Here is a 22,047-nt window from a genome sequence, read left to right as displayed (position 1 = left end):
TTTATCCTAACCTTAATGCTGAGAAAAGAGATTCAGCCAGTTCCCAGTCTTCTTGGTTATCAATATCTTGAACGCGTTTTCTCGGTAAGAGCACGGCCTTAGAGTGGCTGGAAAACACCGATAATTTATTCAAGAAAGCATCTTTGCGACCCCAATAAAACTGGCCAGCATCGTGATACGCTTCTTCCAAGTCTTGTGATCTTACCTGTTCGTTTTCAGGCGAAAACATCGAAACAGAACCTTGCTCATCAAGCTTAATTGCACGCTGAATCGGAAACGGAAACGATGTGGCACTAAATGTAAATTGCACACTCGTTCCCCTAAGTAGCTCATAGCCTTTCTGAAGATCTTCAGGTAAAACAAACGGAGCGGTGGCGTACAAACAACAAACATCACCAATATCCCAGCCATTGTTAGCGCACCAAGTTATTGCATGGTGCATCACATCCATGGTGGTAGCATAATCATCGGAGATATTTGAAGGCCGTAAAAATGGCACTTCAGCACCATATTTTTTCGCTACCTCGGCTATCTCAGCATCATCAGTAGAGACAATCACCTTATCAAAACAATCCGAAGCAAGTGCAGCTTCGATTGAGTAAGCGATCATAGGCTTGCCATGGAAGTGCTTAATATTTTTACGAGGAATACGCTTACTGCCACCACGTGCAGGAATAATAGCAACGTTCATTATTTACCTGTCAAAATTTCGGTTACTACACGAACAACGGTATTTTGCTGTGCTTCCGTCATACCGTGGAACATTGGCAGTGAGATCGCTTCTTGATAGTAACGTTCTGATTCAGGGAAATCCCCTTCAGTAAAGCCCATAACCTGGTAATATGGCTGAGTATGAACCGGTATGTAATGCAAATTAACGCCAATACCATTTTCACGCAGTGCGTCAAACACTTGTTTATGAGTTAGTGATATCTCATCTAACTTCAAACGAATTACGAATAAATGCAGACCTGAGTACGTGTTTTCCAGTTGATAAGGAAGTACTAAAGGTAATTCAGATAACGTTTGATTATAGCGCTTAGACAACACATGGCGCGCCGCAACAAATTCATCAAGACGCTGCATTTGCGTGACACCCAACGCTGCTTGAAGTTCTGTCATGCGGTAGTTGAAACCTAAATCAACCTGTTGGTAATACCAGCCTCCATGAGAAGCTTCCGTCATCATTTCAGGATCTCGTGTAATACCATGACTGCGCAAGAGAGCCATTTTATCCGCTAGCTCTTTCTGGTTCGTTAATGCAGCACCACCTTCAGCCGTTGTGACAATTTTTACAGGGTGAAAACTGAATACGGTAATATCAGAATACTTACAATTACCGATTGGTTGTTCATGATATTGACCACCAATAGCATGAGAAGCATCTTCAATGACTTTAAAGCCATATTCTTTGGCTAGCTTAGCAATGGATTCCATATCACAAGGCTGACCACATAAGTGAACAGGAACCACGACTTTAGGTAAAGTTCCGGTGGCTTTAGCAGTAATTAGCTTTTGCTCTAGCTTTTTAGGGCACATGTTATAAGTTGCTGAATCAATATCAACAAAGTCCACTTTAGCTCCGCAATAAAGACCACAGTTTGCAGACGCAACAAAAGTAACCGGTGTTGTCCACAACCAGTCACCTTCACCCAAATCTAAAGCGAGACAAGCAATATGTAGGGCGGAGGTTGCACTATTCACTGCTAACGCATACTGAGCACCAGTATGTTCTGTTAACGCTTTTTCAAACGCAGGCACTTGTGGTCCCTGAGTTAGAAAATCAGATTTAAGGACATCAACTACACTATCAATGTCTTGCTGACTGATATCTTGCTTGCCGTATGGAATCACTGTTCTACTCACACTGTAAATTTAGGATCAACATGTTCTTTGATTAGGTCACGTAGACCTTCAATCGTTTCCCACTCAGTATTGGTGCCTGAGTTGTATTTAAAACCAAAAGGCACTTTCTCAGCCTTATGGTGATTCATGTACTCATCTTCTGTGTATGTAAAAGAGACAGAAGGAAGGATCGCGTAATAACGACCTAAATCAATTGTATTGAGAGAATCAGTATCAGTGATCATTTCTTCATGAAGTTTTTCTCCTGGGCGAATGCCAACAACCTTCGTTGCCATGCCCGGCGCAACAGCTTCAGCGATATCTAGGATTTTGTATGAAGGGATCTTAGGAATAAAGATCTCACCACCCAAATGGTTTTCAAGTGCATACATCACCATATTCACGCCATCTTGAAGAGAAATATTAAAACGCGTCATCTCTTCATGTGTAATTGGCAGTACACCTTCTTCTTTTTTCTGCATAAAGAATGGAATAACCGAACCGCGCGAGCCCATTACGTTGCCATAACGAACAACACTAAAACGAATGTCTTTTGAGCCTTTAATATTGTTTGCAGCTGCAAATAACTTATCCGATGCAAGTTTCGTAGCACCATATAAGTTAATTGGTGCACATGCCTTATCTGTCGAGAGAGCAACGACATCTTTCACACCACACGCAAGAGCTGCACTAATCACATTCTCTGCGCCATCAATATTGGTACGAATACATTCAGTCGGGTTGTACTCAGCTGTGTCTACTTGTTTGATCGCAGCGGCGTGGATAATGACATCAACATCTTCACACGCTTGAATCATACGATTACGGTCACGAACATCACCGATGAAGAAACGTAATTGTGGAAAATCCTTATGTGGATATTGCTGCTTGATCTCAAACTGCTTCAATTCATCACGGGAGAAAATAATAATTTTCTTTACGTCCTGGTAACGCTCTAAAATCGTTTTGATGAACTGTTTGCCAAATGAGCCTGTGCCACCGGTAATTAATACTGTTTTGTTATTTAACATATTAAAATCTCTATTAATTTTTTTGTTTTAATGCTTATTACTTTTCAGCTTAGCTTCTTGTTCCAAATACCACAGGCCTGCATATTTATTAAATGAGGATTGAGCAAAGTTCATCGCCATCAATAGACCACGACTGCCGTCTAGAAACCCCAAACGGATAATATAAATTAAGAAAAATGTCCAAACTGAACGAAGGATGGCAAAAGGAATCCCCAAGCTTGGCTTACCTTTACTGTAGTACTTCTTGGTTGTCTCCCAACCATAAGCTCGACTCTTCTCCATTAAATGATCAAAGCCGCGTAATGAGTTATGCATCAAAAAACCTTTCTTTAAAGTAGAAACTTTTCCTTTAGTTTCTACATTGGCATGCACAACCACTTTAGTGATCGAAGCCCCATCACATTTAAAAAGACGTTTAGGAGCTCTAGATGAGCGTCCAAAGCGCATCTGCTTACCTAAGATAAGATTGCCCCAAGGCAACTTAAAGGCTACTTCTTCTAAATTCGGATCACTTAACTGACGAGTTATTTCAGATTTCATATCTTCATCTAAGTACTCATCAGCATCGATGATTAAGGCCCAATCACATGTGGCCTGCTCAAAAGCCCTAGCTTTTTGGTAACCATCTCCCGGCCAATCTTCTGTAACCCAGATTTTATCCGTGTATTCTCGTGCTATTTCAACTGTTTTGTCCGTACTACCAGAATCATAAACAATTATTTCATCAGCAAAACCTTTTAGCGATTCGAAACAAGGTCTAATACGGTCTTCTTCGTTCTTGCAGATAATTAACGCTGATAATGTTCTCATTGAATCAATATACCTTTTTCATTGAGCTAGTTTGAATGTCCTAGTAGATGTTCAAAATACTTTAAGTGTTCAGCAACTGTCACTTTAGAACTAAAATGAAGCGCTAACCTCTCTTTAGCGGCAATACCCATTTCAATGCATTGCTGCTTATCTTGTGCGATATTGTTAATAGCTTCGCCTAATGCCTGAGCGTCAGCGGTAGGTACAACAAAACCTGTCTGACCATTTTCTACAAGTTCTGGAGCTCCTCCAGTTGTAGTCACGACTGACGCTGTGCCATTTGCCATCGCTTCAATTATAGTACGCGGTAAGCCTTCACCACTCACTGATGGTTGTACTTGAATATCTGACATTGCCATCAATGATGGGATGTCTTTACGATGGCCAATATAATGAATTCTATCTGAAATCGGGCTATTTTTCATCTCATCAAAGTGAGGCTCATAGCCACTGCCTGCAAGCACCAGGTGAAAATTGGGAGCTGTAATATAGTTCGTCGCCTCGAGGAGAGTAGAAATACCCTTACTAGGGCGCACGTGCGCAGCGCAAAACGCAACAACATCGGTCTGATTCAGTTCTAGCGACTCCCTGGAAGTGGGATCGACTTGGTACCACTCTAATTGATGCCCCTTATATATAGTGACAACATTATCTTTGTTCTTCCAAACTCGCTTGATAACATCCTGTCGAACAGCTTCAGATACGCAAACGATGCCATCAACACGGGGGTGAAGTTGAGTTAAGTAGGCACTTGGATCATGTCGATACAAGCCGCCCGTTGTTCCCCTGTAGGCGATCAACTTTACTTTAAGCCCAATACATGCAAATGCCGCATTCGGAATAGTTTTTGAGTTAAAAGCATAACAAATGTCATATTCACCACTCTTTAACTCTCGTCGAATGGTCTTGATCGTATCAAAACAAATCTTTCTTTTAGGATAACAATCGATGACCTTCACACCGTTTGTTCGAAGCCGATCTACATATTCAGACTCACCTTGGGTCATAACCGTAACGCTATGCCCTTGATTTGCTAGTTCAACAAATATCTCCGCTTCAGGGCGAATACTATTCCAAGCATGTAGATACGATGCACAAACTAATATTTTCATTATTCAGCCCTAGAATTTCCAATAGTTTAATGATTTGCGGATTTTAAAGTTACGAATCCAATTTTTTGGCTTTCTATCTTGCCAGCCACTCTCTAGTGCGTCTGTTATGGCACTCAAAACCCGAGCGGAAGATTGCCCATCTAAGTAAGGGGTGATTGATGGACCATAACTGGCGATAGCTTTGTCTCTTGTTTCATCAGGTAGCATCGCTTGCTTAATTGCTGACTCTAATTGCTCGGCTTGAGTAATGTTAATAAAGCTTGCTTGAGGGTCTCGATTATTTACCGTGACTACCGGCTTATTGAGCAACAAGAATTCCTGAAATATCGATGAGTTATCACACACCATCACATCAGCACGATGTTGCATTTCAATCACTCGGTCATTATCGAAAAACAGAAGATTATCGCCTTCCAACGCCTGATACTTTGCTCGGGTCTCTTGCTTCATTTTCGGATGAAGAGTCACTAACCATTGCCACTGACTCAGCTGGCTGAGGCGCTTAAGTTCTTCATAAACCAACTCAGCACACGATAAGCTTGGCGAAAACGTCGAAGCAAATAGAATTTGGGGTCTCTCGTAATTGTGTTCACTTGCTTGATAATTAAACAAGCTATCCAGCTTCAGCCACCCGGTTTCTTTTACTTGAAAATAGCCACGCTGTTTGGCTAATGGCTCAAGTGAATTGGTTCTTTCATGGCCTTCTGTGCAATACAAATCAAATAGACCACGCTCAGGGTATAAGTTCCCACGTTTGCTTTCGTTCAAGCCATGGAATACTTGTACCTTCATCCCTGAAATAAATGCAGGGACACGATCGCCGGGAACTAAGACAGCATGGGGATTAAAGGTCACCGCTTCGGCTAAAGAGACTCTTTGCTCTTGCTCTGATAACAAGTGCTCGGACGCATCGTCACCCACCAGCAGCCATTTTACATCATGACCAAGTCGCTTCGCATAGTCATAGAATGGGCGAAGGATAGCAAATGAATAATTTTGCTCGACGTAGAGCAAGAAACGATAGGTTTGATCGGTTTGCATAAGCGAGGAGATAAAATTCACCATGTCCGTTTGAAAGTGCAACTAAGCATTTAATTATAACGCTCTTTACTTTCGAGATTGAAGAAAATACTCTTCTGAATACTGATTTTACCCTCTGGTGTCACTGTTCTTATGCTTATACGACTTCTCTATACTCTGATATTGTCACTAGCCTCTCCGCTACTGCTGTATGGGCTCTATAAGAACAAACCTGGAAAACCGAGTTTCGGCCAACGTTGGAAAGAACATTTCGGCATCACACCGCAAATCAATGGTAAAAATCCTATTTGGATTCATGCCGTATCCGTAGGCGAGTCGATTGCCGCAACGCCAATCATCAAGCAATTGAAACAACAAGCACCAGGTCAAGCCATTATTGTCACCACGACAACGAGTACAGGTGCAGAGCAAATAGCCAAACTTGGTGATTTGGTTGAGCATCGTTACATGCCGATTGATTTTTCTTGGTGTATTCGAGCCTTTCTTAAAGTCGTCCAACCAAAGCAAATGTTGATAATGGAAACAGAGTTGTGGCCAAACACACTGCATTGCGTTGCGAAAGCTGGAATACCGATTTCGGTACTCAACGCTCGCCTATCTGAACGCTCGTGCCAGCGTTATGCTAAATTCCAATCTGTCTTTAACCTTCTAGCGAAAAACCTTTCTCAAGTGCTCTGTCAATATCCTAGTGATGCAGAACGTTTTGTACGATTAGGGTTAGACGGTAAATGTGTGCATGTGACTGGCTCCATCAAGTTTGATATTGAGGTCTCTTCTGAGCAGGTTGAAAAAGGCAAAGCGCTACGTGAAACAATTGGCTCTGAGCGCTGTGTATGGATAGCAGCCAGCACTCATCAAGGCGAAGATGACATTGTCTTAGACGCTCATAAACAGCTCCTTAAAGACAATCCGAATACCTTACTGATGATTGTGCCTCGTCATCCTGAGCGATTTAATCAAGTTACTGAATTGGCCAAACATTACCAGTTCAATACCATCACTCGAACGAGCCAACATCCCATCGCCTCTGATGTGGAAGTGTACATAGCCGATACGATGGGAGAAATGTTGGTACTACTCGGTGGTGCTGATGTGTGCTTTATGGGGGGAAGCCTGATTGGCGATAAAGTTGGGGGTCATAACCTGCTAGAGCCCGCAGCTCTTCAGTTACCCTTACTCAATGGCCCTAGTTATTTTAATTTCAGTGAGATCACCGACAAGCTACTCGAAGCTCAAGCGGTCACTATTTGTCAAAATAGCAATGAAATTGCAGGCCAGCTCAGAGAGCTGTTCACGCAACCTGAGTTACGTAAAGACAAAGGTTTAGCGGCTTATCAAGTGATAGAGCAAAACCGAGGGGCGTTGAAAAAAACCTTGAAGCACATCTTAAGCTAATTACATTTGGTCAATTCGCTTTTTATTATTCGCTTCGATAACCCTTAAGCAAATGCATCCAATCGGACTCTTGCCATTGAATCTGGCGCTTGTTCACTTCTTTTAGGAACGAGCGCTTTAAGCGATTCAAGTTGCCTTCTTTCCAGTCATCACCCGCTTGATGACCACACTTGTCAAAATCAATGAGCCACACCCTTTGCGAGTCATCAAGTAAGATATTATGAATGTTGAGGTCGGTATGATTGACCCCAGCATCGTGCATCTTGCGTACCTCTTGCCCAATTCGACGATAAATATCCGCATCTATCGGGCCATTGACCAAGACATCAACCAGATCTTTGGCATTGGGAATTCGTTCAGACATTAAGTCCGCTCGATAAAGTAGTCCGCTTTTAATGGCTCTAGCAGCAATGGGCTTCGGTACATTCACACCTGCGTTTGCCAATGCCTTGAGAACATTAAGCTCCATCGCACAGCGCGTGCTTTCCCAATCAGAGAAACGATATTGGTCTTCGACGAGCTTCCCAAACAATCCGCCACGGCGATAGTGACGCAACGCGGCCTGTATTCCATCAAGCTGAATGAACCATGTGGTACCACGCCCCTGTGCACTCCCTGAAATAGCCCCTCTTTGCTGCCAATATTCAGCCTCAAAGATCTGAGCGATATCGCCCTCTGGTACCTGAGCCAAAAGTTCAGGGTCGTACCAAATTGTTTGGTTCTTGGTGCTAATCGTTTCCATCTATGAGGCCTTTGGGTCGCTTTTCGTCATTGCTATTTTACAACTAATGCGAGTATCTGCATAATTCTGATGTTATTCACTTTTTTCGGGCACTTTATGTCACTGTTCTCAACTGCACCTCAATCTCTTTGCATACTTCGCCTCTCCGCGATTGGCGATGTTTGTCATGCTATTTCTGTGGTTCAAGCCATTCAGAAGCAGTGGCCTGAAACTAAAATCACTTGGATCACGGGGAAAATCGAAGCCATGCTAATCGGCGATCTTCCGGGTATTGAGGTGATTGTTTTCGATAAAAAACAAGGCTTCAAAGGAATGCGTGAATTATGGCGACAGCTCTCTGATCGTAAATTTGACGCACTGCTGCACATGCAAGCGGCACTGAGAGCCAGCGTGCTATCTTGGGGGATCAAAGCAAGGTATAAAGTGGGCTTTGGTAAAAACCGCACTCGTGAAGGTCAATCACTGTTCACCAATCGCCAACTTCCTATCTCAGAAAAGTTTCATGTGTTAGATAACTTTGCCGAATTTGCGCGATACATTGGTGTGCCTTTCGATAAACCTCAATGGACTATTCCATTAACGCCAGAAGATGAAGAGCTAGCAATCAGCACCATAGCCAACCAACCTACACTGGTTATCTCGCCTGCTGCCAGTAAAGACTCGCGCAACTGGTTAACAGAGCGATACGCTGCTATTGCTGATTATGCTGTCGAACAAGGCATGCAAGTGGTGTTATGTGGTTCTCCGGCGCCAAGAGAAGTTAACCTAGGTAACGACATCGAAAAATTATGCCAGTCACCTGTCACTAACTTGATTGGCAAGACGAACTTAAAGCAACTGACTGCTGTACTGAAACATGCAACGGTTGTGTTGGCACCTGATACTGGGCCTGCCCACTTGGCAACCACACAGTCAACACCGGTAATTGGCTTGTACGCACACAGCGATCCTCGTAGAACTGGCCCTTACAACGATCTCGATATCGTGGCAAGTGTGTATCAACAGCATGTAGAAGAACAACAAGGCAAACCCGTGCAAGAACTTCCATGGGGAACTCGTGCCAAGGGCGATGACCTGATGAAAGACATCTCCGTCGATATGGTCAAGCAGCGACTCGATAAAGCACTCACTTCTCGCCCGACACGATATTCAGACAACGTTCTGAATTCCAAACCGAACATTAAGCAAGGAACGCTAATATGAGCACACACGTCATCTACCCTGGAACGTTTGATCCCGTCACCAATGGTCACCTTGATATTATCGTTCGTGCCGCTAGCATGTTTGACCATATCACCGTTGGGGTAGCTGAGAGCCCAAGTAAAAAGACCATGTTTGAGTTAGATGAACGAGTAGAGCTACTGCGTGATGCCGTGGCTCATATCCCGAATGTCTCTGTTGAAGGGTTTTCGGGGTTACTGGTCGATTTTGCTAAACAACAGCAAGCGAACGTGTTGGTACGTGGCCTCAGAACAACCATGGATTTTGAATACGAATTTGGTCTCACCAGTATGTACCGCAAGTTACTGCCAGGGCTTGAAAGCGTGTTCCTTACCCCTTCTGAAGAATATGCCTTCCTCTCTTCAACGATTGTCCGTGAAGTCGCGATTCATGGCGGTGATATTAGCCAGTTTGTACCACAAAAAGTCGCAGACGAAATCAAACGAAAAACAGTGAAATAATGTTACCAAAAGTACAAGTCAGGTTGCATATCATGTCTTCATTATTATAAATATCGACCTGTTTTCCTGTCACGATTAAGTTTTCAAACTTAAACATCGTCATATGAAGGCGACTCTGAGGACAGGGAAACGTGCACGCAGGTCATTATTTATACTTGGCACTGTTCACAGAAGAACGTGTTTCTCTGCCCTATTTTTAACTCTTGAATCAGAGCCTCACAATTAGGGCATTCCTCTTTCGCTTTGCCATAAACCTGTAGCTCTTGAGCAAAGTATCCAGGCTTGCCATCAGCTTGTGCAAAATCCTTTAAAGTGGTCCCGCCTTGTTTGATAGCGGTGGCGAGCACTTGTTTGATCTCTTTCGTTAGCAATACCCACTCTTCTTTTGTCACTTTATTCGCCGGTCGCAAAGGGTGAATTCGTGAAGCAAATAGTGCTTCGTTGGCGTAAATATTACCGACACCCACCACCACTTTGTTGTCCATGATGAATTGCTTCACGGCGACTTTACGTTTTTCTGCCTTCTCGGTAATGTATTCGGCATTGAAGTCGTCCGTTAGCGGCTCGGGGCCAGACCCCAGTAACACAGGATGGACTTCATCAGGCGCCGACCATAGCCAAGCACCAAAGCGGCGTGGGTCGTTATAACGCAGTACCTTGCCGTTAGTGAGCTTAAGATCCACGTGATCGTGCTTAGCTGCAGGGAAGTCTGCATCTAACACGCGCAGTGAACCAGACATCCCCAAATGAACAATGGCACTGCCAACCTTAGTTTCAATGATCAGATACTTAGCTCGACGAGAGATGGCGAGTATTTTTTCACCTTCCAACTGTTTTAAATCAAGTGGGATATCCCAACGTAATTTAGGTGTCCGAAAAGTCATCGTTTTTATTGTCTCACCAACTAAATGAGGCGAGATCCCCATACGGCTCACTTCAACTTCGGGTAATTCAGGCATAATTTATTCGTCCGATTTAGGTGGTTTGTCTGATATAGATAGCTTGTCTGATTTCAATGAATGTTCTGAGCTAAGGCTTGGAAACAGGTAGCTCTCTTCAATAGACACCGCCAGCCACTGATCATTCCAGTTTTTTAACAACCAGAACTCTGGCAATTGATAATAGGTAATACGCTGGGGCTCTTCTTGGTCTTGATACCATACTTCGATGGTATGTGGTGTATTTAACCGAAGCGTAAGGTCTGTATAAGTCTGTGAGTCGACTTCCGTACCCACAAGCTCTTTCCAACGCTGTGACAACTCTTGTGCATTGATAGTTTGAGGGAAGTCTGCATCTTTGAACTGGTAAACCCATTGATTGTCTTGTTGAACGACAGACCACTTAGCAAAGTGTAACGCTTGAAGCTCTGCTGCTGGATTTAGGAGATAAGGGTAAGGGCTCTCAACCTGAGGCTCAGGCTCGATAAGGTACGCTTTGATCAGTGTTGGAAGGTTTAACACCCCAATAAAAGCGATCACGCTTAACATGAGTATGTTGTTCCACCGGCGTCCACGATATCTCATCTGATTCTGCTCATCTAACCTATTGAGCGATCAGTATATCGTGAAACGAGCAACACTTTCTATGCACACGACTTTCTGTGCGTTGTTTGCTTATCGATTAAAGGGGGAGAATGATAATGCCTAATTTCAGATATAAAAAAACCCAGCGATTAAGCTGGGTTTTTTAACTTTTTCTTCTACTGAAGAAGAGCAAAAAAAGCATCAATTACTTGATTTTAGCTTCTTTGTACATAACGTGTTGGCGAACTACTGGATCAAACTTTTTGATCTCAAATTTGCCTGGCATGTTACGCTTGTTCTTATCAGTTGTGTAGAAGTGACCAGTACCTGCAGAAGATACTAGACGAATTTTCTCACGAATGCCTTTAGCCATTGCTTAATTCCTCTTAAACGTTTTCGCCACGTGCACGGATATCAACAAGAACAGCATCGATGCCTTTCTTATCAATGATACGCATGCCTTTAGCAGTTAGACGTAGTTTAACAAAACGTTTTTCGCTCTCTACCCAGAAACGATGAGTTTGTAGGTTCGGCAGAAAACGGCGCTTAGTAGCATTGCGTGCGTGTGAACGGTTGTTACCCGTTACTGGACGCTTACCAGTTACTTGGCATACTCGGGACATGAATGTCTTCTCCAATCGTTTCAGCTCGATATCAACCTTGGTGGCCGAACCTCTCTATCAGTTAAAATAGAAGGTAAAAACCGTTATGGAAAATCCATACAAGGCTATCAAAGGTCGCGCATTATACTAACTTGACACGCATTGCTCAAGACCCGAACAGATCCTTTTTACGGATTTCGTGATCTTTTTTTGTGCAGCGCAGCTTGCTTGAGTAATCAGAGCTGATTTTAGGTCTAAAAATGTGGGCGGAATAATAGCAGATTTAACGCAACTAACAACCTAAAATGTGATTCAAATCCATCCACGCTCTGCAAAAGAGACAACTTCGCCATCTCCAACGACAAAATGGTCGAGAACTCGGATGTCCACCAACGCTAATGCATCGGTTAAACGGCGTGTGATTCGCCTATCCGCTTGGCTGGGCTCTGCGACACCCGAAGGATGGTTATGCGCTAAAATTAATGCCGCCGCATTATGATGAAGTGCGCGTTTAACCACTTCCCGAGGGTAAACCGATGCGGCATCGATGGTTCCTTCAAACATCACCTCATCTTTTATCACTCTATTTTGGTTATCGAGGAATAATATATAGAAGGCTTCTCGCTGGCGATCGCGCAGCATGCTCGAAAGATAAAGCTTAGTATGACTAGGGCTAGTGAGTGCATCTCCACGAGATAACGTCTCTGCTAAATAACGTTGCGTCATCTCTAACACAGCCTGCAATTGAACATATTTCGCTTGCCCCAGCCCTTTATGGGCACAGAATTCCGTTTCCGTTGCAGAAAAAAGTTGCCGTAGCGAGCCAAAGTCTTTGATCAACTTATCGGCTAACTCTAGTACGTTCATTCCCTGTGTACCTGTACGAAGAAATATCGCGAGCAATTCGGCATCACTCAAAGAATCCGGCCCTCTATTTAGTAGTTTTTCTCTCGGCATCGATTCGGCAGGAATATTACTGATAGGCATATAAAGGCTATTTCGTTGGTCATAAATACAGTCCATCAGATTAACGGCCTTGCTCAATGAGATCCTTCAATGCAGTAGAAGGGGGTCGAGTCGCTTGTAAAACCGTGTAATTGATAAGTTTGATAACACCAACTTGATGCGCGTCAACTCTGTTCGAACTCTGCTTCTAGGCACTCATCCTTTGTTCTGATATCGTAAGTCGCAGAAAAATTAAGGAACAGAATCATGCAAACATTGGTTAATCAACTGAGTAACGCAGACCAACAAGGCCTAGCAGGTAAAAAAATCCTACTTGGTATTAGTGGTGGTATCGCTGCTTATAAATGTGCCGAACTGACTCGTCGCTTAATTGAACGTGGAGCACAGGTACAAGTCGTGATGACAAATGCGGCCAAGGAGTTCATTACTCCCCTCACCATGCAAGCCGTCTCTGGAAGGCCAGTGTCTGATAGTTTGCTTGATCCTGCGGCGGAAGCTTCCATGGGGCACATCGAGCTCGCAAAGTGGGCTGACTTGGTATTACTAGCACCAGCAACCGCCGACCTTATTGCGCGCATGACAGCTGGCATGGGTAACGACTTGCTGACCACTTTGGTTTTAGCAACCGATGCACCAGTTGCGGTCTCTCCGGCCATGAACCAGCAAATGTACAGCCATCCTGCGACTCAAGAGAACATCGCGACACTAAAACGTCGTGGTTGTGAAATCTGGGGGCCTGCGGCTGGCGAGCAAGCGTGTGGTGATGTCGGTATGGGTCGTATGTTAGAGCCAATGCAGCTAGTACATCGCTGTGAAGACTTCTTCCAACCTAAGCCGCTTACTGGCCGTTCTGTGCTTATTACGGCAGGTCCGACTCGTGAAGCGATTGACCCTGTGCGTTACATTACCAACCACAGCTCAGGCAAGATGGGCTATGCACTGGCTGAAGCAGCCGCTAAACAAGGCGCAACAGTCACTCTAGTCAGCGGCCCTGTATCACTCGCGACACCAAGCCAAGTGACTCGTATTGATGTCGACAGCGCTCAACAGATGTTTGATGCGGTTACAGCAACAGCTTCTCAACACGATATTTTCATCAGCTGCGCAGCGGTTGCCGATTACCGCCCTGAGACCATTGCAGACCAAAAGCTTAAAAAGGTCGACGGTAAAGACGACATGACCATTCAAATGGTGAAGAACCCAGATATCGTCGCTTCTATCGCTTCAATGACCGAAGGTCGCCCCTTTACCGTAGGCTTCGCAGCTGAAACTCAAGATGTTGAGAAATACGCGCGCGGTAAACTGGAAAGAAAGAATCTCGACATGATCTGCGCCAACGACGTCTCAGTCGAAGGGCAAGGCTTTAATAGCAGTAGCAATGAGCTGCACCTTTATTGGAAAGGCGGCGATAAATCTCTGCCTCTGGAAAGCAAAGACACACTTGGTTTCCAGATCCTCGATCAGATCCAACAGCTTATTGATGCATAAACGCACAAATTTGCTCTGACAATCTGCTGACACCTCTCGATTCTGTTGACCTAGGGCTCACAAAACTAGGAAACAGAATTGAATGGTGTTTATAATCCTTCTTCACTCAATCCTCATCTTTAGGAAAGGAAGTAAATAGATGGCTGGTGCTCGAAAATCAAACCGTCGTGAAGAAATCCTACAAGCTCTCGCACAAATGTTGGAATCGACCGAAGGTGCTTCTCGTATCACAACGGTAAAGTTGGCCAAGCAAGTGGGTGTTTCTGAAGCTGCATTATACCGCCACTTCCCAAGCAAAGCCCGCATGTTTGAAGGCCTGATCGAGTTCATTGAAGAAGCGTTGATGTCTCGAATCAACCGCATTCTGGATGAAGAGAAAGACACGCTAGAGCGCATACGCCTAGTGCTACAACTTATTTTAGCTTTCTCAGAACGTAACCCAGGCCTGACTCGAATTTTGTCTGGCCATGCTCTAATGTTTGAAAATGAACGCCTGCGTGATCGCATCAACCAACTTTTCGAACGCATTGAGACGCAACTTCGCCAGATCCTGCGTGAAAGAAAGCTTCGTGAAGGGAAATCATTCCCGGTTGATGAGAAAATCTTAGCCGCTCAGCTGCTAGGTCAAGTTGAAGGTAGCTTGAATCGATTTGTTCGCTCAGATTTCAAATATCAACCGACAGAAAACTTTGATGCTTATTGGGCTCTGCTAAGCGCTCAAATTAAGTAGCAATTAAATTAAGTAGCAATCAAATCTTAAGTGATGGTTATGACGACGAAAACTTCTCCGACAAACAGCACTGCACAACACGTTATTACTAAGCCACCTTTTACTCTGGCGTTACTCCACCCTAAATACTGGGGCGTTTGGTTCGGTTTTGGGCTATTAGCGCTTATCGTTAATGTTCTCCCTTACCGTATGTTATTACTTCTAGGTCGTTTATTGGGTTCTCTTGGTGCTCGTTTTGGCAAGAAGCGCGTCGCGGTAGCAACCCGTAACTTGGAACTCGCCTTCCCAGACAAGCCAGCTGATGAAGTCGCGACAATGGTCAGTGAAAACTTTAAGAATACTGGTATGGCGCTAATCGAAACCGGTATTACGTGGTTTTGGCCAACATGGCGTTTCAAGCGCATCCTAGTGGACAAAGACACCCAAATGCTGCGTACTCACAAAGCCAACGGTAAAGGGGTTCTTCTATGCTGCGTTCATGCCTTAAATCTAGAGATCACTGCGCGAGCAATGGCGGTACTTGGGGTTTCTGGTTTAGGTGTTTACCGCCCACACAACAATCCAGCTTATGAGTTCATTCAATACCGAGGTCGTACTCAGAACGGCAATCGCTTGATTCACCGTAAAGATGTGAAACGTATGATTCGAATTCTGCGTCAGGGTGAGATCCTTTTCTATCTGCCGGATCATGATTACGGCCGTAACAAATCAGTGTTTGTGCCTTTCTTCGCGGTAGAAGATGCGTGTACTACCACAGGGACTAGCATTCTGGCTTACACCAGCCGATGCGCAATTGTTCCGGGTTCAGGTTTTAGAAATGCCGATGGCAAGTATGAAATCATGGCCGATGAATCAATCGAAGATAACTACCCACAGAAAGATGAGAAAGCAGCGGCGGCTTACATGAACCGCTACCTTGAGAAGATTATCTTACGTGCTCCAGAGCAATGGATGTGGCTACACAAGCGCTTCAAAACAATGGAAGATCCAGAAGTGGAGCGCGGTATTCGTTATAAATAGAGTAGCCGTTATAAATAGAGTTACCGCTACAAATAGAGCGCCTATCTTTAGATAGGAAACTGCTCACTTCAATAGAAAAGTAAAAGGCCCGACAGATATTTATCTCTCGGGCCTTTTTGATTTTTCGATTCTAAACTTAGAACGCTAAACTGTTAGATTCGACATTTCAGGAATTAGATTCCGTATTGAGCGCGGTACGCTTTTACAGATTCTAGGTGCGCGGCGTCTGTGCCTTTCTCTTCAAGGAAAGTCACCAAGTCAGTCAGGCTAACGATTGAGATGATTGCACAACCGAAGTCACGCTCAACTTCTTGAATCGCAGACAGTTCGCCTTTGCCCTTCTCTTGACGGTCGATAGCAACAAGCACGCCCGCTAAATCAGCGCCGTTTGCTTGGATGATTTCCATCGACTCACGAATCGCAGTACCTGCAGTGATCACGTCGTCCACTAGCATGATGCGACCTTCAAGTGCGCTACCTACTAGATTGCCACCTTCGCCGTGGTTTTTCGCTTCTTTACGGTTAAAGCAGTAAGGCGTGTCTACATCGTGGTGATCTGCCAATGCAACCGCTGTTGTCGTTGCAATTGGAATACCCTTGTATGCAGGGCCAAATAGCACATCGAATTCAATGCCAGAATCAGCCAATGCCGCTGCGTAGAAGCGACCTAAGCGTGCTAGGTCACGACCTGTATTAAACAATCCAGCATTGAAGAAGTAAGGGCTCTTACGGCCAGACTTTAAAGTAAACTCACCAAACTTAAGTACTTCTTTCTCTAGTGCAAATTCAATAAATTCACGTTGATATGCTTTCATGTTTTTCCTCTACGTTTATCCAATAAAACTTAACTTACGCTCTGCACTACCCTTTCGAGTTTTACAGACAAAAAAATAGCCCCTTTAAAAGGAGCTATTAAAAATGATTAGTCGGCCAACGCAGCTTTTTGCGCTTCAACAATGTCAGCAATGCCCTTATTCGCCAGGGCTAAAAGCTGCATCAGCTCTTCGTGGCTGAACGGTTCGCCTTCTGCGGTGCCTTGAATCTCAATCATCTTACCGTCTTCGGTCATTACAACGTTCATGTCGGTATCAGCTGCTGAGTCTTCAACATACTCAAGGTCACACAGTGCTTGTGCACCAACGATGCCCACTGAAACTGCCGCTACGTGGCCTTTCATTGGGTTCTTTTTCAGTTTGCCGCTGTCTAATAGGCTCTTGATTGCGTCAGCCATCGCTACGCTTGCACCAGAGATAGACGCAGTACGTGTACCACCATCGGCTTGGATAACATCACAATCGACAGTGATCATGATTTCACCCATTACTTTCAGGTCAACAACAGCACGCAGGCTACGAGCGATCAGACGTTGGATTTCCATCGTACGACCACCTTGCTTACCGCTCGCCGCTTCACGACGGTTACGAGTGTGTGTTGCACGTGGCAGCATACCGTATTCAGCGGTTACCCAACCCTTTCCTTGGCCTTTTAACCAACGCGGCACGTTTTCTTCTACCGTTGCATTACATAGAACTTTAGTGTTGCCGAACTCAACTAATACAGAACCCTCAGCATAAGCTGTGTAGTTACGAGTAATTTTAATTGGACGAATTTGATCTGCAGCGCGGTCATTTGGACGCATTGGTATCTACCTTATTAACAGTCTGAAGTGATTTACTATCGAAAGAGTGCATCACCTGAGAAAGGGGTGAGACAGTTTTGATTGGGGCAAGATTATATAGCAGTTTACCTTTCAAATCTATTTACCGTTCAAAGCGATTTATCATCGAAAGCTATTTTTCGTAACAGGAGGTTTACCGTGAAAGGGGAACTACTGCGAAAAGGAAACGAACATGAAAGAAAGAATGAGGCTGAAAGGATAACTACGTGAAAAGCTCCGGCTTCGGGTGCAACCCGTATCGTGATACTATGCGTGCGCGTTATTTTCAGAATGATAAAAGACAGGAAAATTCGATGATTTATAGTATGACCGCGTACGCACGCAAAGAAGTAAAAGGCGATTGGGGCAGCGCAGTATGGGAAATCCGTAGTGTAAACCAACGCTACCTAGAAACTTACTTCCGTATGCCTGAACAGTTCCGTGGTTTAGAGCCAATCTTGCGTGAGCGTTTCCGTAAGCGTCTTGCACGCGGTAAGGTTGAATGTAACCTACGCTTTGAGGCAAACCCTGCAGCAAAGGGCGAGCTAAGCATTAACGAAGGTTTGGCTCAGCAAGTAATCAATGCTGCGAACCAAGTAATGACGATGACAGGCGAAGACAGCCGTTTGAACCCATTCCAAGTGATGAACTGGCCTGGCGTGATGGAAACACCTGAGCAAGACATGGATGCCATCAACAAAGACCTGCTAGAAGCATTCAACGAAGCAATCGCAGAGTTCATTGATGCTCGTGCTCGCGAAGGTGAGAACATGAAGGCGCTCATCGTACAGCGCTTAGATGCAATCACTGAAGAAGTCGTGAAAGTTCGTGCACGCATGCCTGAGATTTTAGAATGGCAACGTGAGCGTCTACTTAACAAGTTTGAAGAAGCGAAAATTGAGCTTGAAGGTTCTCGTGTTGAGCAAGAGCTTATCCTGCTAGCGCAGAAGTCAGACGTAGCAGAAGAGCTAGACCGTCTAGACTCTCATGTCAAAGAAGCAAACGCAGTACTGAAGAAAGGTGGCGCTTGTGGCCGTAAGCTAGATTTCATGATGCAAGAGTTCAACCGTGAGTCAAACACGCTAGCATCTAAGTCTATCAGCACAGACATCACAGCATCAGGCGTAGAGCTTAAGGTTCTTATCGAACAGATGCGTGAGCAGATCCAGAATATTGAATAACAGTTTGTAAGAACAAGCTGAATCAGTGTTGATTAACTTAAAGATAAGCTCCTAAATTTAGGGGCTTTTTTTATAAATACAATAATGCACAGCAAGAAAATCGAAGATCAGAAAGTGAGCCGGAAAATTAGCTTAGAACGAAGTATAGATTGTGGATTACGATAAGGGTGTAAAGAAGTAATAGGGGTAACGAAAGTAAAAAGGTATTAAAGATATTTCAGATAGAGATGAAGAATTGAAGCAGAAGATAGAAATTAAAGCAGAAGGTAAAGCAGGAAAGTGACGCAGGTTGTATACAACCTGCGTCGACTTAAAATCTTATACAGCTACAACGTTTGCAGCTTGAAGACCTTTTTGGCCTTGCTCTACTTCGAAAGACACTTGTTGGCCTTCTTTAAGAGTCTTGAAACCTTCAGAAGCGATAGCACGGAAGTGAACGAATACGTCAGCGCCGCCGTTGTCTTGAGTTAGGAAACCGAAACCTTTCTCTTCGTTAAACCATTTTACTACGCCGTTTGTTTTGTTAGACATGTTGTGTCCCTTATATAAAAATAAAAAATTAATCGCCAAAAGTGCGATGCGCTGAAAGCTTGAATTATTTAATGTATCTATGAAGCTAAGGGAAACACTGAGGATAACAACGAAGCAATACTGAGGGTTTTTCTTTACAACTGGATGTTTCATTTAATAACTCTGAAAACAGAGCGAGGTGATTATTAGTTATCTGAGCTGAGTTGTAAAGCGTTATTTCAATAAAATTTATTTTTCGTTCAATTTGCATCTATTGAGCCCCAGCGAACTGGGGTTCTTGTGCTACGCGCTGAGTCGAAAGAAAACCAACTCCTACTCATCAGGTTGCTTAGTTCGAAGGTCTACATAGGGCCAATAGTGATGTCCGACTCGAATCAGTAATGTGGCAGCTGCCAGGGTAAAGGCCGCTAAAGACAACCAAACGATCAATACTGCATCGAGCTCCTTCATACCTAAGGTGATGTAACGAGCAATCGCCATCATCGCAATGTAGATTGGGTATCGGACTGGGATCTTACCGTTCATCACAAACTGCTGAACCATCGCCAACACTTCCAAGTAAATAAACATCAGAAGAATATCGGTCAGTTGCACTCGCCGTTCAGAAAAAACGTGCATGAACTCTTCGACCATCGCAAACAAGGTCGCCAGTGTGATCGCCACCAGCAAGACCGCTTCCATAATGTGGAACACTTTTAAAAACGGTTTACTAAAAGATTTAGGTAAATGAGAAGACATAGTCACTCTTCAAAAAATAATTAATCCAACCTCTACATTAGCATGCATCAATATAAGTCGCGCATTCTAAGAGATGACGAATACAAAAATGGCCCCACATTCACTGCAGAGCCATCTATTGGTTTTTTACTTAACGACTGTTACTTAACAAACGTTACTTCTCTATTAAGCTTATAGCAGGATTAGGTAAGTTAAGAACACCACACACAGTCCGTAGATAAGCGGGTGTACTTCTTTACGCTTACCCGCGACAACCATAGTGAATGCGTAACTGATGAAGCCCATCGCCATACCGTTCGCAGGTGAGAAGCTTAGCACTGTGAACATGATGGTGAAGAAGGCTGCAATGCGTGACTCTTTCTTTTCCCAATTAATCTGGCCAAGACGGCCCACCATATAAATACCGACCACGACCATCGCTGGCGCAACCATTGCTGCCGAGAAGATAGAGAAGATTGGGTATAGGAAGAGCGAGATTAAGAACAGGCCAGCCACCATCACTGCCGCTAACCCCGTTTTTGCACCTTGAGAAGAAGCAATGCCAGACTCAGAGAAAGCGGTAATTGATGTCGTACCAAGAATCGAACCAATCACCGTACCGCCGGCATCAGCAACCAACGCTGACTTCGCGTTTGGCACCTTGCCATCTTTATCGATGATACCCGCATCACGGCCAACGCCCACAATGGTGCTCAAGCCATCAAAGAAATCGACAATCAGGAAGATAAGAACGATGAACAAGAGATCGAACATTTTCTCAGGCGTGAAAGCAGAGAAATCAAAAATAGCACCGAAGCTGCCGGCCATGCTTGGCGGCATAGCAACAAACTGATCTGGAATGGGTGCGTTTGAAGTGCCCATGAAGAAGTCAGCAAGAATAGTCAATACGATAGCAGAAACGAACGAGATGAACGTCGCTAGCTTGATGTCACGAACCATACAACCCAATGCGATAAAGATACTCACGTAAGCAATGATCACTTTTGGATCGGAAATGTCGCCTAAGCCAACCAGTACGAACGGGTTAGAAACGATGATGCCTGCATTCTTAAGGCCTAAGAATGCAATGAATAAGCCGAGAGACACAGTAATCGCCAGCTTCAAGTCTTCAGGAATCGACTCAATCATCGACTTACGAATATTGGTTAACGAAAACGCGAGGTACAAGATACCTGACAGGAAAATGCCGAACAGCGCCTCATTCCAAAGCACTGCAACTGAACCACTTAATAGCAAACCTTTGAAGAAGCCGTTCATGCTCATACCCGGTGCAAGCATGACTGGGTAGTTGCCCCAAATGCCCATGATGAGCGTTGCGATAGCCGCAGCCAATGCCGTTGCAGTAAATACCGCCCCTTTGTCCATACCTGGGATCCCCCCCAAAATGGCCGGGTTAACCGCAAGAATGTAGCTCATCGCCAAGAAAGTAATAAAACCCGCGTACAGTTCAGTGCCAATAGTGGTTTTTCTTTCAGTGATTTTAAACATCGAATCAAGCGAGCCAGAGGTGTTCTGGGCTTTCAGGGTGGAATCGGTACTCACAACAAAACCTTTGCAATAAATTAAGAATTTGGTGATTCAAATGCTGTGAGAATAGAGAGGCCTCTACACTAAAAACTGTAGTCACCAAGATAGGCTCGGTAGTAGAAACATCTAGTCCATATCACTAGACATATACAGCATTTAATCGTTTGCGCGGATTGTAAGGATTGAGATTAAAACATCAACATTTTTTGCCTAGATCACATAAAAAAATGAGCGTCGAGGGTCATTACATTTATACCAAACTCAGTCAAAGGATCATTCACTAATAAATAACGATCAAGCCAGTTGTTCTCAATCATCTAAATATGCTACTCTTCGCCTCCATTTTTCTGACCTAATTTTCACCAGTTGCCTCTATTGGTTTCACTCGCTATTCCTTTATAGATGCAATCATCGGTACAACAATTA

The 22,047-nt window shown here is 44.2% G+C and carries 24 protein-coding genes and 1 riboswitch; of the genes, 7 read left to right on the top strand and 17 right to left on the bottom strand.

Features of this window, described 5'->3' with window-relative positions:
* Position 1: 1 nt before the first annotated feature.
* The 6 genes from pseF to WR49_RS06380 are packed head-to-tail and all read right to left on the bottom strand — an operon-like array spanning position 2 to position 5,839.
* Positions 2 to 691 (bottom strand): pseudaminic acid cytidylyltransferase, encoded by a 690-nt coding sequence (pseF, locus tag WR49_RS06405; protein ID WP_017055654.1) that lies wholly within the window; start codon positions 689 to 691, stop codon positions 2 to 4.
* Positions 691 to 1,866: a UDP-4-amino-4,6-dideoxy-N-acetyl-beta-L-altrosamine transaminase gene (pseC, locus tag WR49_RS06400; protein ID WP_046223444.1), complete on the bottom strand. Its 1,176-nt coding sequence runs from the start codon at positions 1,864 to 1,866 to the stop codon at positions 691 to 693. The genes pseF and pseC overlap by 1 nt, the downstream gene beginning before the upstream one ends.
* Positions 1,863 to 2,876, bottom strand: coding sequence for a UDP-N-acetylglucosamine 4,6-dehydratase (inverting) (gene pseB / locus WR49_RS06395; protein WP_017055652.1), 1,014 nt, complete (start codon positions 2,874 to 2,876; stop codon positions 1,863 to 1,865). Before pseB ends, pseC begins: the two co-directional genes overlap by 4 nt.
* 27 nt (positions 2,877 to 2,903) lie before the next feature.
* Positions 2,904 to 3,686 (bottom strand): glycosyltransferase family 2 protein, encoded by a 783-nt coding sequence (locus tag WR49_RS06390; RefSeq protein WP_017055651.1) that lies wholly within the window; start codon positions 3,684 to 3,686, stop codon positions 2,904 to 2,906.
* A 26-nt stretch (positions 3,687 to 3,712) separates the two neighbouring features.
* Positions 3,713 to 4,798 (bottom strand): glycosyltransferase family 4 protein, encoded by a 1,086-nt coding sequence (locus tag WR49_RS06385; RefSeq protein ID WP_046223443.1) that lies wholly within the window; start codon positions 4,796 to 4,798, stop codon positions 3,713 to 3,715.
* Between the two features lie 9 nt (positions 4,799 to 4,807).
* On the bottom strand, positions 4,808 to 5,839 hold the full coding sequence (locus tag WR49_RS06380) for a CDP-glycerol--glycerophosphate glycerophosphotransferase (RefSeq protein ID WP_046223442.1): 1,032 nt from the start codon (positions 5,837 to 5,839) through the stop codon (positions 4,808 to 4,810).
* A gap of 132 nt (positions 5,840 to 5,971) precedes the next feature.
* Here WR49_RS06380 and waaA point away from each other — a divergent pair, with 132 nt between their 5' ends.
* Positions 5,972 to 7,234 carry a lipid IV(A) 3-deoxy-D-manno-octulosonic acid transferase gene (gene waaA, locus WR49_RS06375; RefSeq protein ID WP_046223441.1) on the top strand — a complete coding sequence of 421 codons (1,263 nt, stop codon included), beginning with the start codon at positions 5,972 to 5,974 and terminating at the stop codon, positions 7,232 to 7,234.
* Positions 7,235 to 7,259: 25 nt separating this feature from the next.
* Here the strand turns inward: waaA and WR49_RS06370 are convergent, their stop codons facing one another.
* Positions 7,260 to 7,976 (bottom strand): 3-deoxy-D-manno-octulosonic acid kinase, encoded by a 717-nt coding sequence (locus WR49_RS06370; RefSeq protein WP_046223440.1) that lies wholly within the window; start codon positions 7,974 to 7,976, stop codon positions 7,260 to 7,262.
* Between the two features lie 96 nt (positions 7,977 to 8,072).
* Here WR49_RS06370 and WR49_RS06365 point away from each other — a divergent pair, with 96 nt between their 5' ends.
* Both WR49_RS06365 and coaD read left to right on the top strand, forming a co-directional pair.
* Positions 8,073 to 9,179: a glycosyltransferase family 9 protein gene (locus WR49_RS06365; RefSeq protein ID WP_046223439.1), complete on the top strand. Its 1,107-nt coding sequence runs from the start codon at positions 8,073 to 8,075 to the stop codon at positions 9,177 to 9,179.
* On the top strand, positions 9,176 to 9,658 hold the full coding sequence (coaD, locus tag WR49_RS06360) for a pantetheine-phosphate adenylyltransferase (protein ID WP_017055645.1): 483 nt from the start codon (positions 9,176 to 9,178) through the stop codon (positions 9,656 to 9,658). Before WR49_RS06365 ends, coaD begins: the two co-directional genes overlap by 4 nt.
* 149 nt (positions 9,659 to 9,807) lie before the next feature.
* Here the strand turns inward: coaD and mutM are convergent, their stop codons facing one another.
* The 5 genes from mutM to radC all read right to left on the bottom strand — a co-directional run bounded on the left by mutM (position 9,808) and on the right by radC (position 12,770).
* Complete coding sequence (gene mutM / locus WR49_RS06355; RefSeq protein WP_046223438.1) at positions 9,808 to 10,617, bottom strand: bifunctional DNA-formamidopyrimidine glycosylase/DNA-(apurinic or apyrimidinic site) lyase; 810 nt, start codon at positions 10,615 to 10,617, stop codon at positions 9,808 to 9,810.
* A 3-nt stretch (positions 10,618 to 10,620) separates the two neighbouring features.
* Positions 10,621 to 11,181, bottom strand: a complete 561-nt coding sequence (locus WR49_RS06350; protein WP_082082745.1) for a hypothetical protein — start codon at positions 11,179 to 11,181, stop codon at positions 10,621 to 10,623.
* A 205-nt stretch (positions 11,182 to 11,386) separates the two neighbouring features.
* On the bottom strand, positions 11,387 to 11,554 hold the full coding sequence (gene rpmG, locus WR49_RS06345) for a 50S ribosomal protein L33 (protein WP_002535344.1): 168 nt from the start codon (positions 11,552 to 11,554) through the stop codon (positions 11,387 to 11,389).
* A 13-nt stretch (positions 11,555 to 11,567) separates the two neighbouring features.
* Complete coding sequence (gene rpmB / locus WR49_RS06340; protein WP_004728407.1) at positions 11,568 to 11,804, bottom strand: 50S ribosomal protein L28; 237 nt, start codon at positions 11,802 to 11,804, stop codon at positions 11,568 to 11,570.
* A 291-nt stretch (positions 11,805 to 12,095) separates the two neighbouring features.
* Complete coding sequence (radC, locus tag WR49_RS06335; RefSeq protein WP_046223504.1) at positions 12,096 to 12,770, bottom strand: RadC family protein; 675 nt, start codon at positions 12,768 to 12,770, stop codon at positions 12,096 to 12,098.
* A gap of 225 nt (positions 12,771 to 12,995) precedes the next feature.
* Between radC and coaBC the strand changes: the two genes are divergently transcribed.
* The 3 genes from coaBC to lpxL all read left to right on the top strand — a co-directional run bounded on the left by coaBC (position 12,996) and on the right by lpxL (position 15,987).
* A complete protein-coding gene (coaBC, locus tag WR49_RS06330) occupies positions 12,996 to 14,237 on the top strand; it encodes a bifunctional phosphopantothenoylcysteine decarboxylase/phosphopantothenate--cysteine ligase CoaBC (protein WP_046223436.1) in 1,242 nt (413 codons plus the stop codon).
* A 139-nt stretch (positions 14,238 to 14,376) separates the two neighbouring features.
* On the top strand, positions 14,377 to 14,967 hold the full coding sequence (gene slmA / locus WR49_RS06325; RefSeq protein WP_017055639.1) for a nucleoid occlusion factor SlmA: 591 nt from the start codon (positions 14,377 to 14,379) through the stop codon (positions 14,965 to 14,967).
* A gap of 39 nt (positions 14,968 to 15,006) precedes the next feature.
* Entirely contained in the window at positions 15,007 to 15,987 is a 981-nt protein-coding gene (gene lpxL / locus WR49_RS06320) for an LpxL/LpxP family Kdo(2)-lipid IV(A) lauroyl/palmitoleoyl acyltransferase (protein ID WP_046223435.1), read from the top strand.
* A 173-nt stretch (positions 15,988 to 16,160) separates the two neighbouring features.
* Here the strand turns inward: lpxL and pyrE are convergent, their stop codons facing one another.
* Together pyrE and rph are read right to left on the bottom strand one after the other, a co-directional pair.
* Complete coding sequence (gene pyrE, locus WR49_RS06315) at positions 16,161 to 16,802, bottom strand: orotate phosphoribosyltransferase (RefSeq protein ID WP_017059267.1); 642 nt, start codon at positions 16,800 to 16,802, stop codon at positions 16,161 to 16,163.
* A gap of 107 nt (positions 16,803 to 16,909) precedes the next feature.
* Positions 16,910 to 17,626, bottom strand: a complete 717-nt coding sequence (gene rph, locus WR49_RS06310) for a ribonuclease PH (protein WP_046223434.1) — start codon at positions 17,624 to 17,626, stop codon at positions 16,910 to 16,912.
* 332 nt (positions 17,627 to 17,958) lie between these two features.
* Between rph and WR49_RS06305 the strand changes: the two genes are divergently transcribed.
* Entirely contained in the window at positions 17,959 to 18,825 is an 867-nt protein-coding gene (locus tag WR49_RS06305; RefSeq protein ID WP_017055635.1) for a YicC/YloC family endoribonuclease, read from the top strand.
* A 318-nt stretch (positions 18,826 to 19,143) separates the two neighbouring features.
* Here WR49_RS06305 and cspE read toward each other — a convergent pair whose 3' ends face one another.
* The 3 genes from cspE to WR49_RS06290 all read right to left on the bottom strand — a co-directional run bounded on the left by cspE (position 19,144) and on the right by WR49_RS06290 (position 21,636).
* Entirely contained in the window at positions 19,144 to 19,356 is a 213-nt protein-coding gene (cspE, locus tag WR49_RS06300) for a transcription antiterminator/RNA stability regulator CspE (protein WP_017055634.1), read from the bottom strand.
* Between the two features lie 312 nt (positions 19,357 to 19,668).
* The gene (locus WR49_RS06295; protein ID WP_046223433.1) at positions 19,669 to 20,094 is read right to left on the bottom strand and encodes a phosphate-starvation-inducible protein PsiE; all 426 of its coding nucleotides are present in this window, start codon (positions 20,092 to 20,094) and stop codon (positions 19,669 to 19,671) included.
* Positions 20,095 to 20,265: 171 nt separating this feature from the next.
* Complete coding sequence (locus tag WR49_RS06290; protein ID WP_046223432.1) at positions 20,266 to 21,636, bottom strand: NCS2 family permease; 1,371 nt, start codon at positions 21,634 to 21,636, stop codon at positions 20,266 to 20,268.
* Positions 21,637 to 21,694: 58 nt separating this feature from the next.
* Positions 21,695 to 21,794, bottom strand: a riboswitch (purine riboswitch).
* Positions 21,795 to 22,047 lie beyond the last annotated feature (253 nt).

This window comes from Vibrio sp. ECSMB14106 (assembly GCF_000972265.1).
GTDB lineage: Bacteria > Pseudomonadota > Gammaproteobacteria > Enterobacterales > Vibrionaceae > Vibrio > Vibrio kanaloae.
The sequence above is the reverse complement of the archived record's forward strand: the minus strand, read 5'-3'. Positions and strand labels throughout refer to the sequence as shown.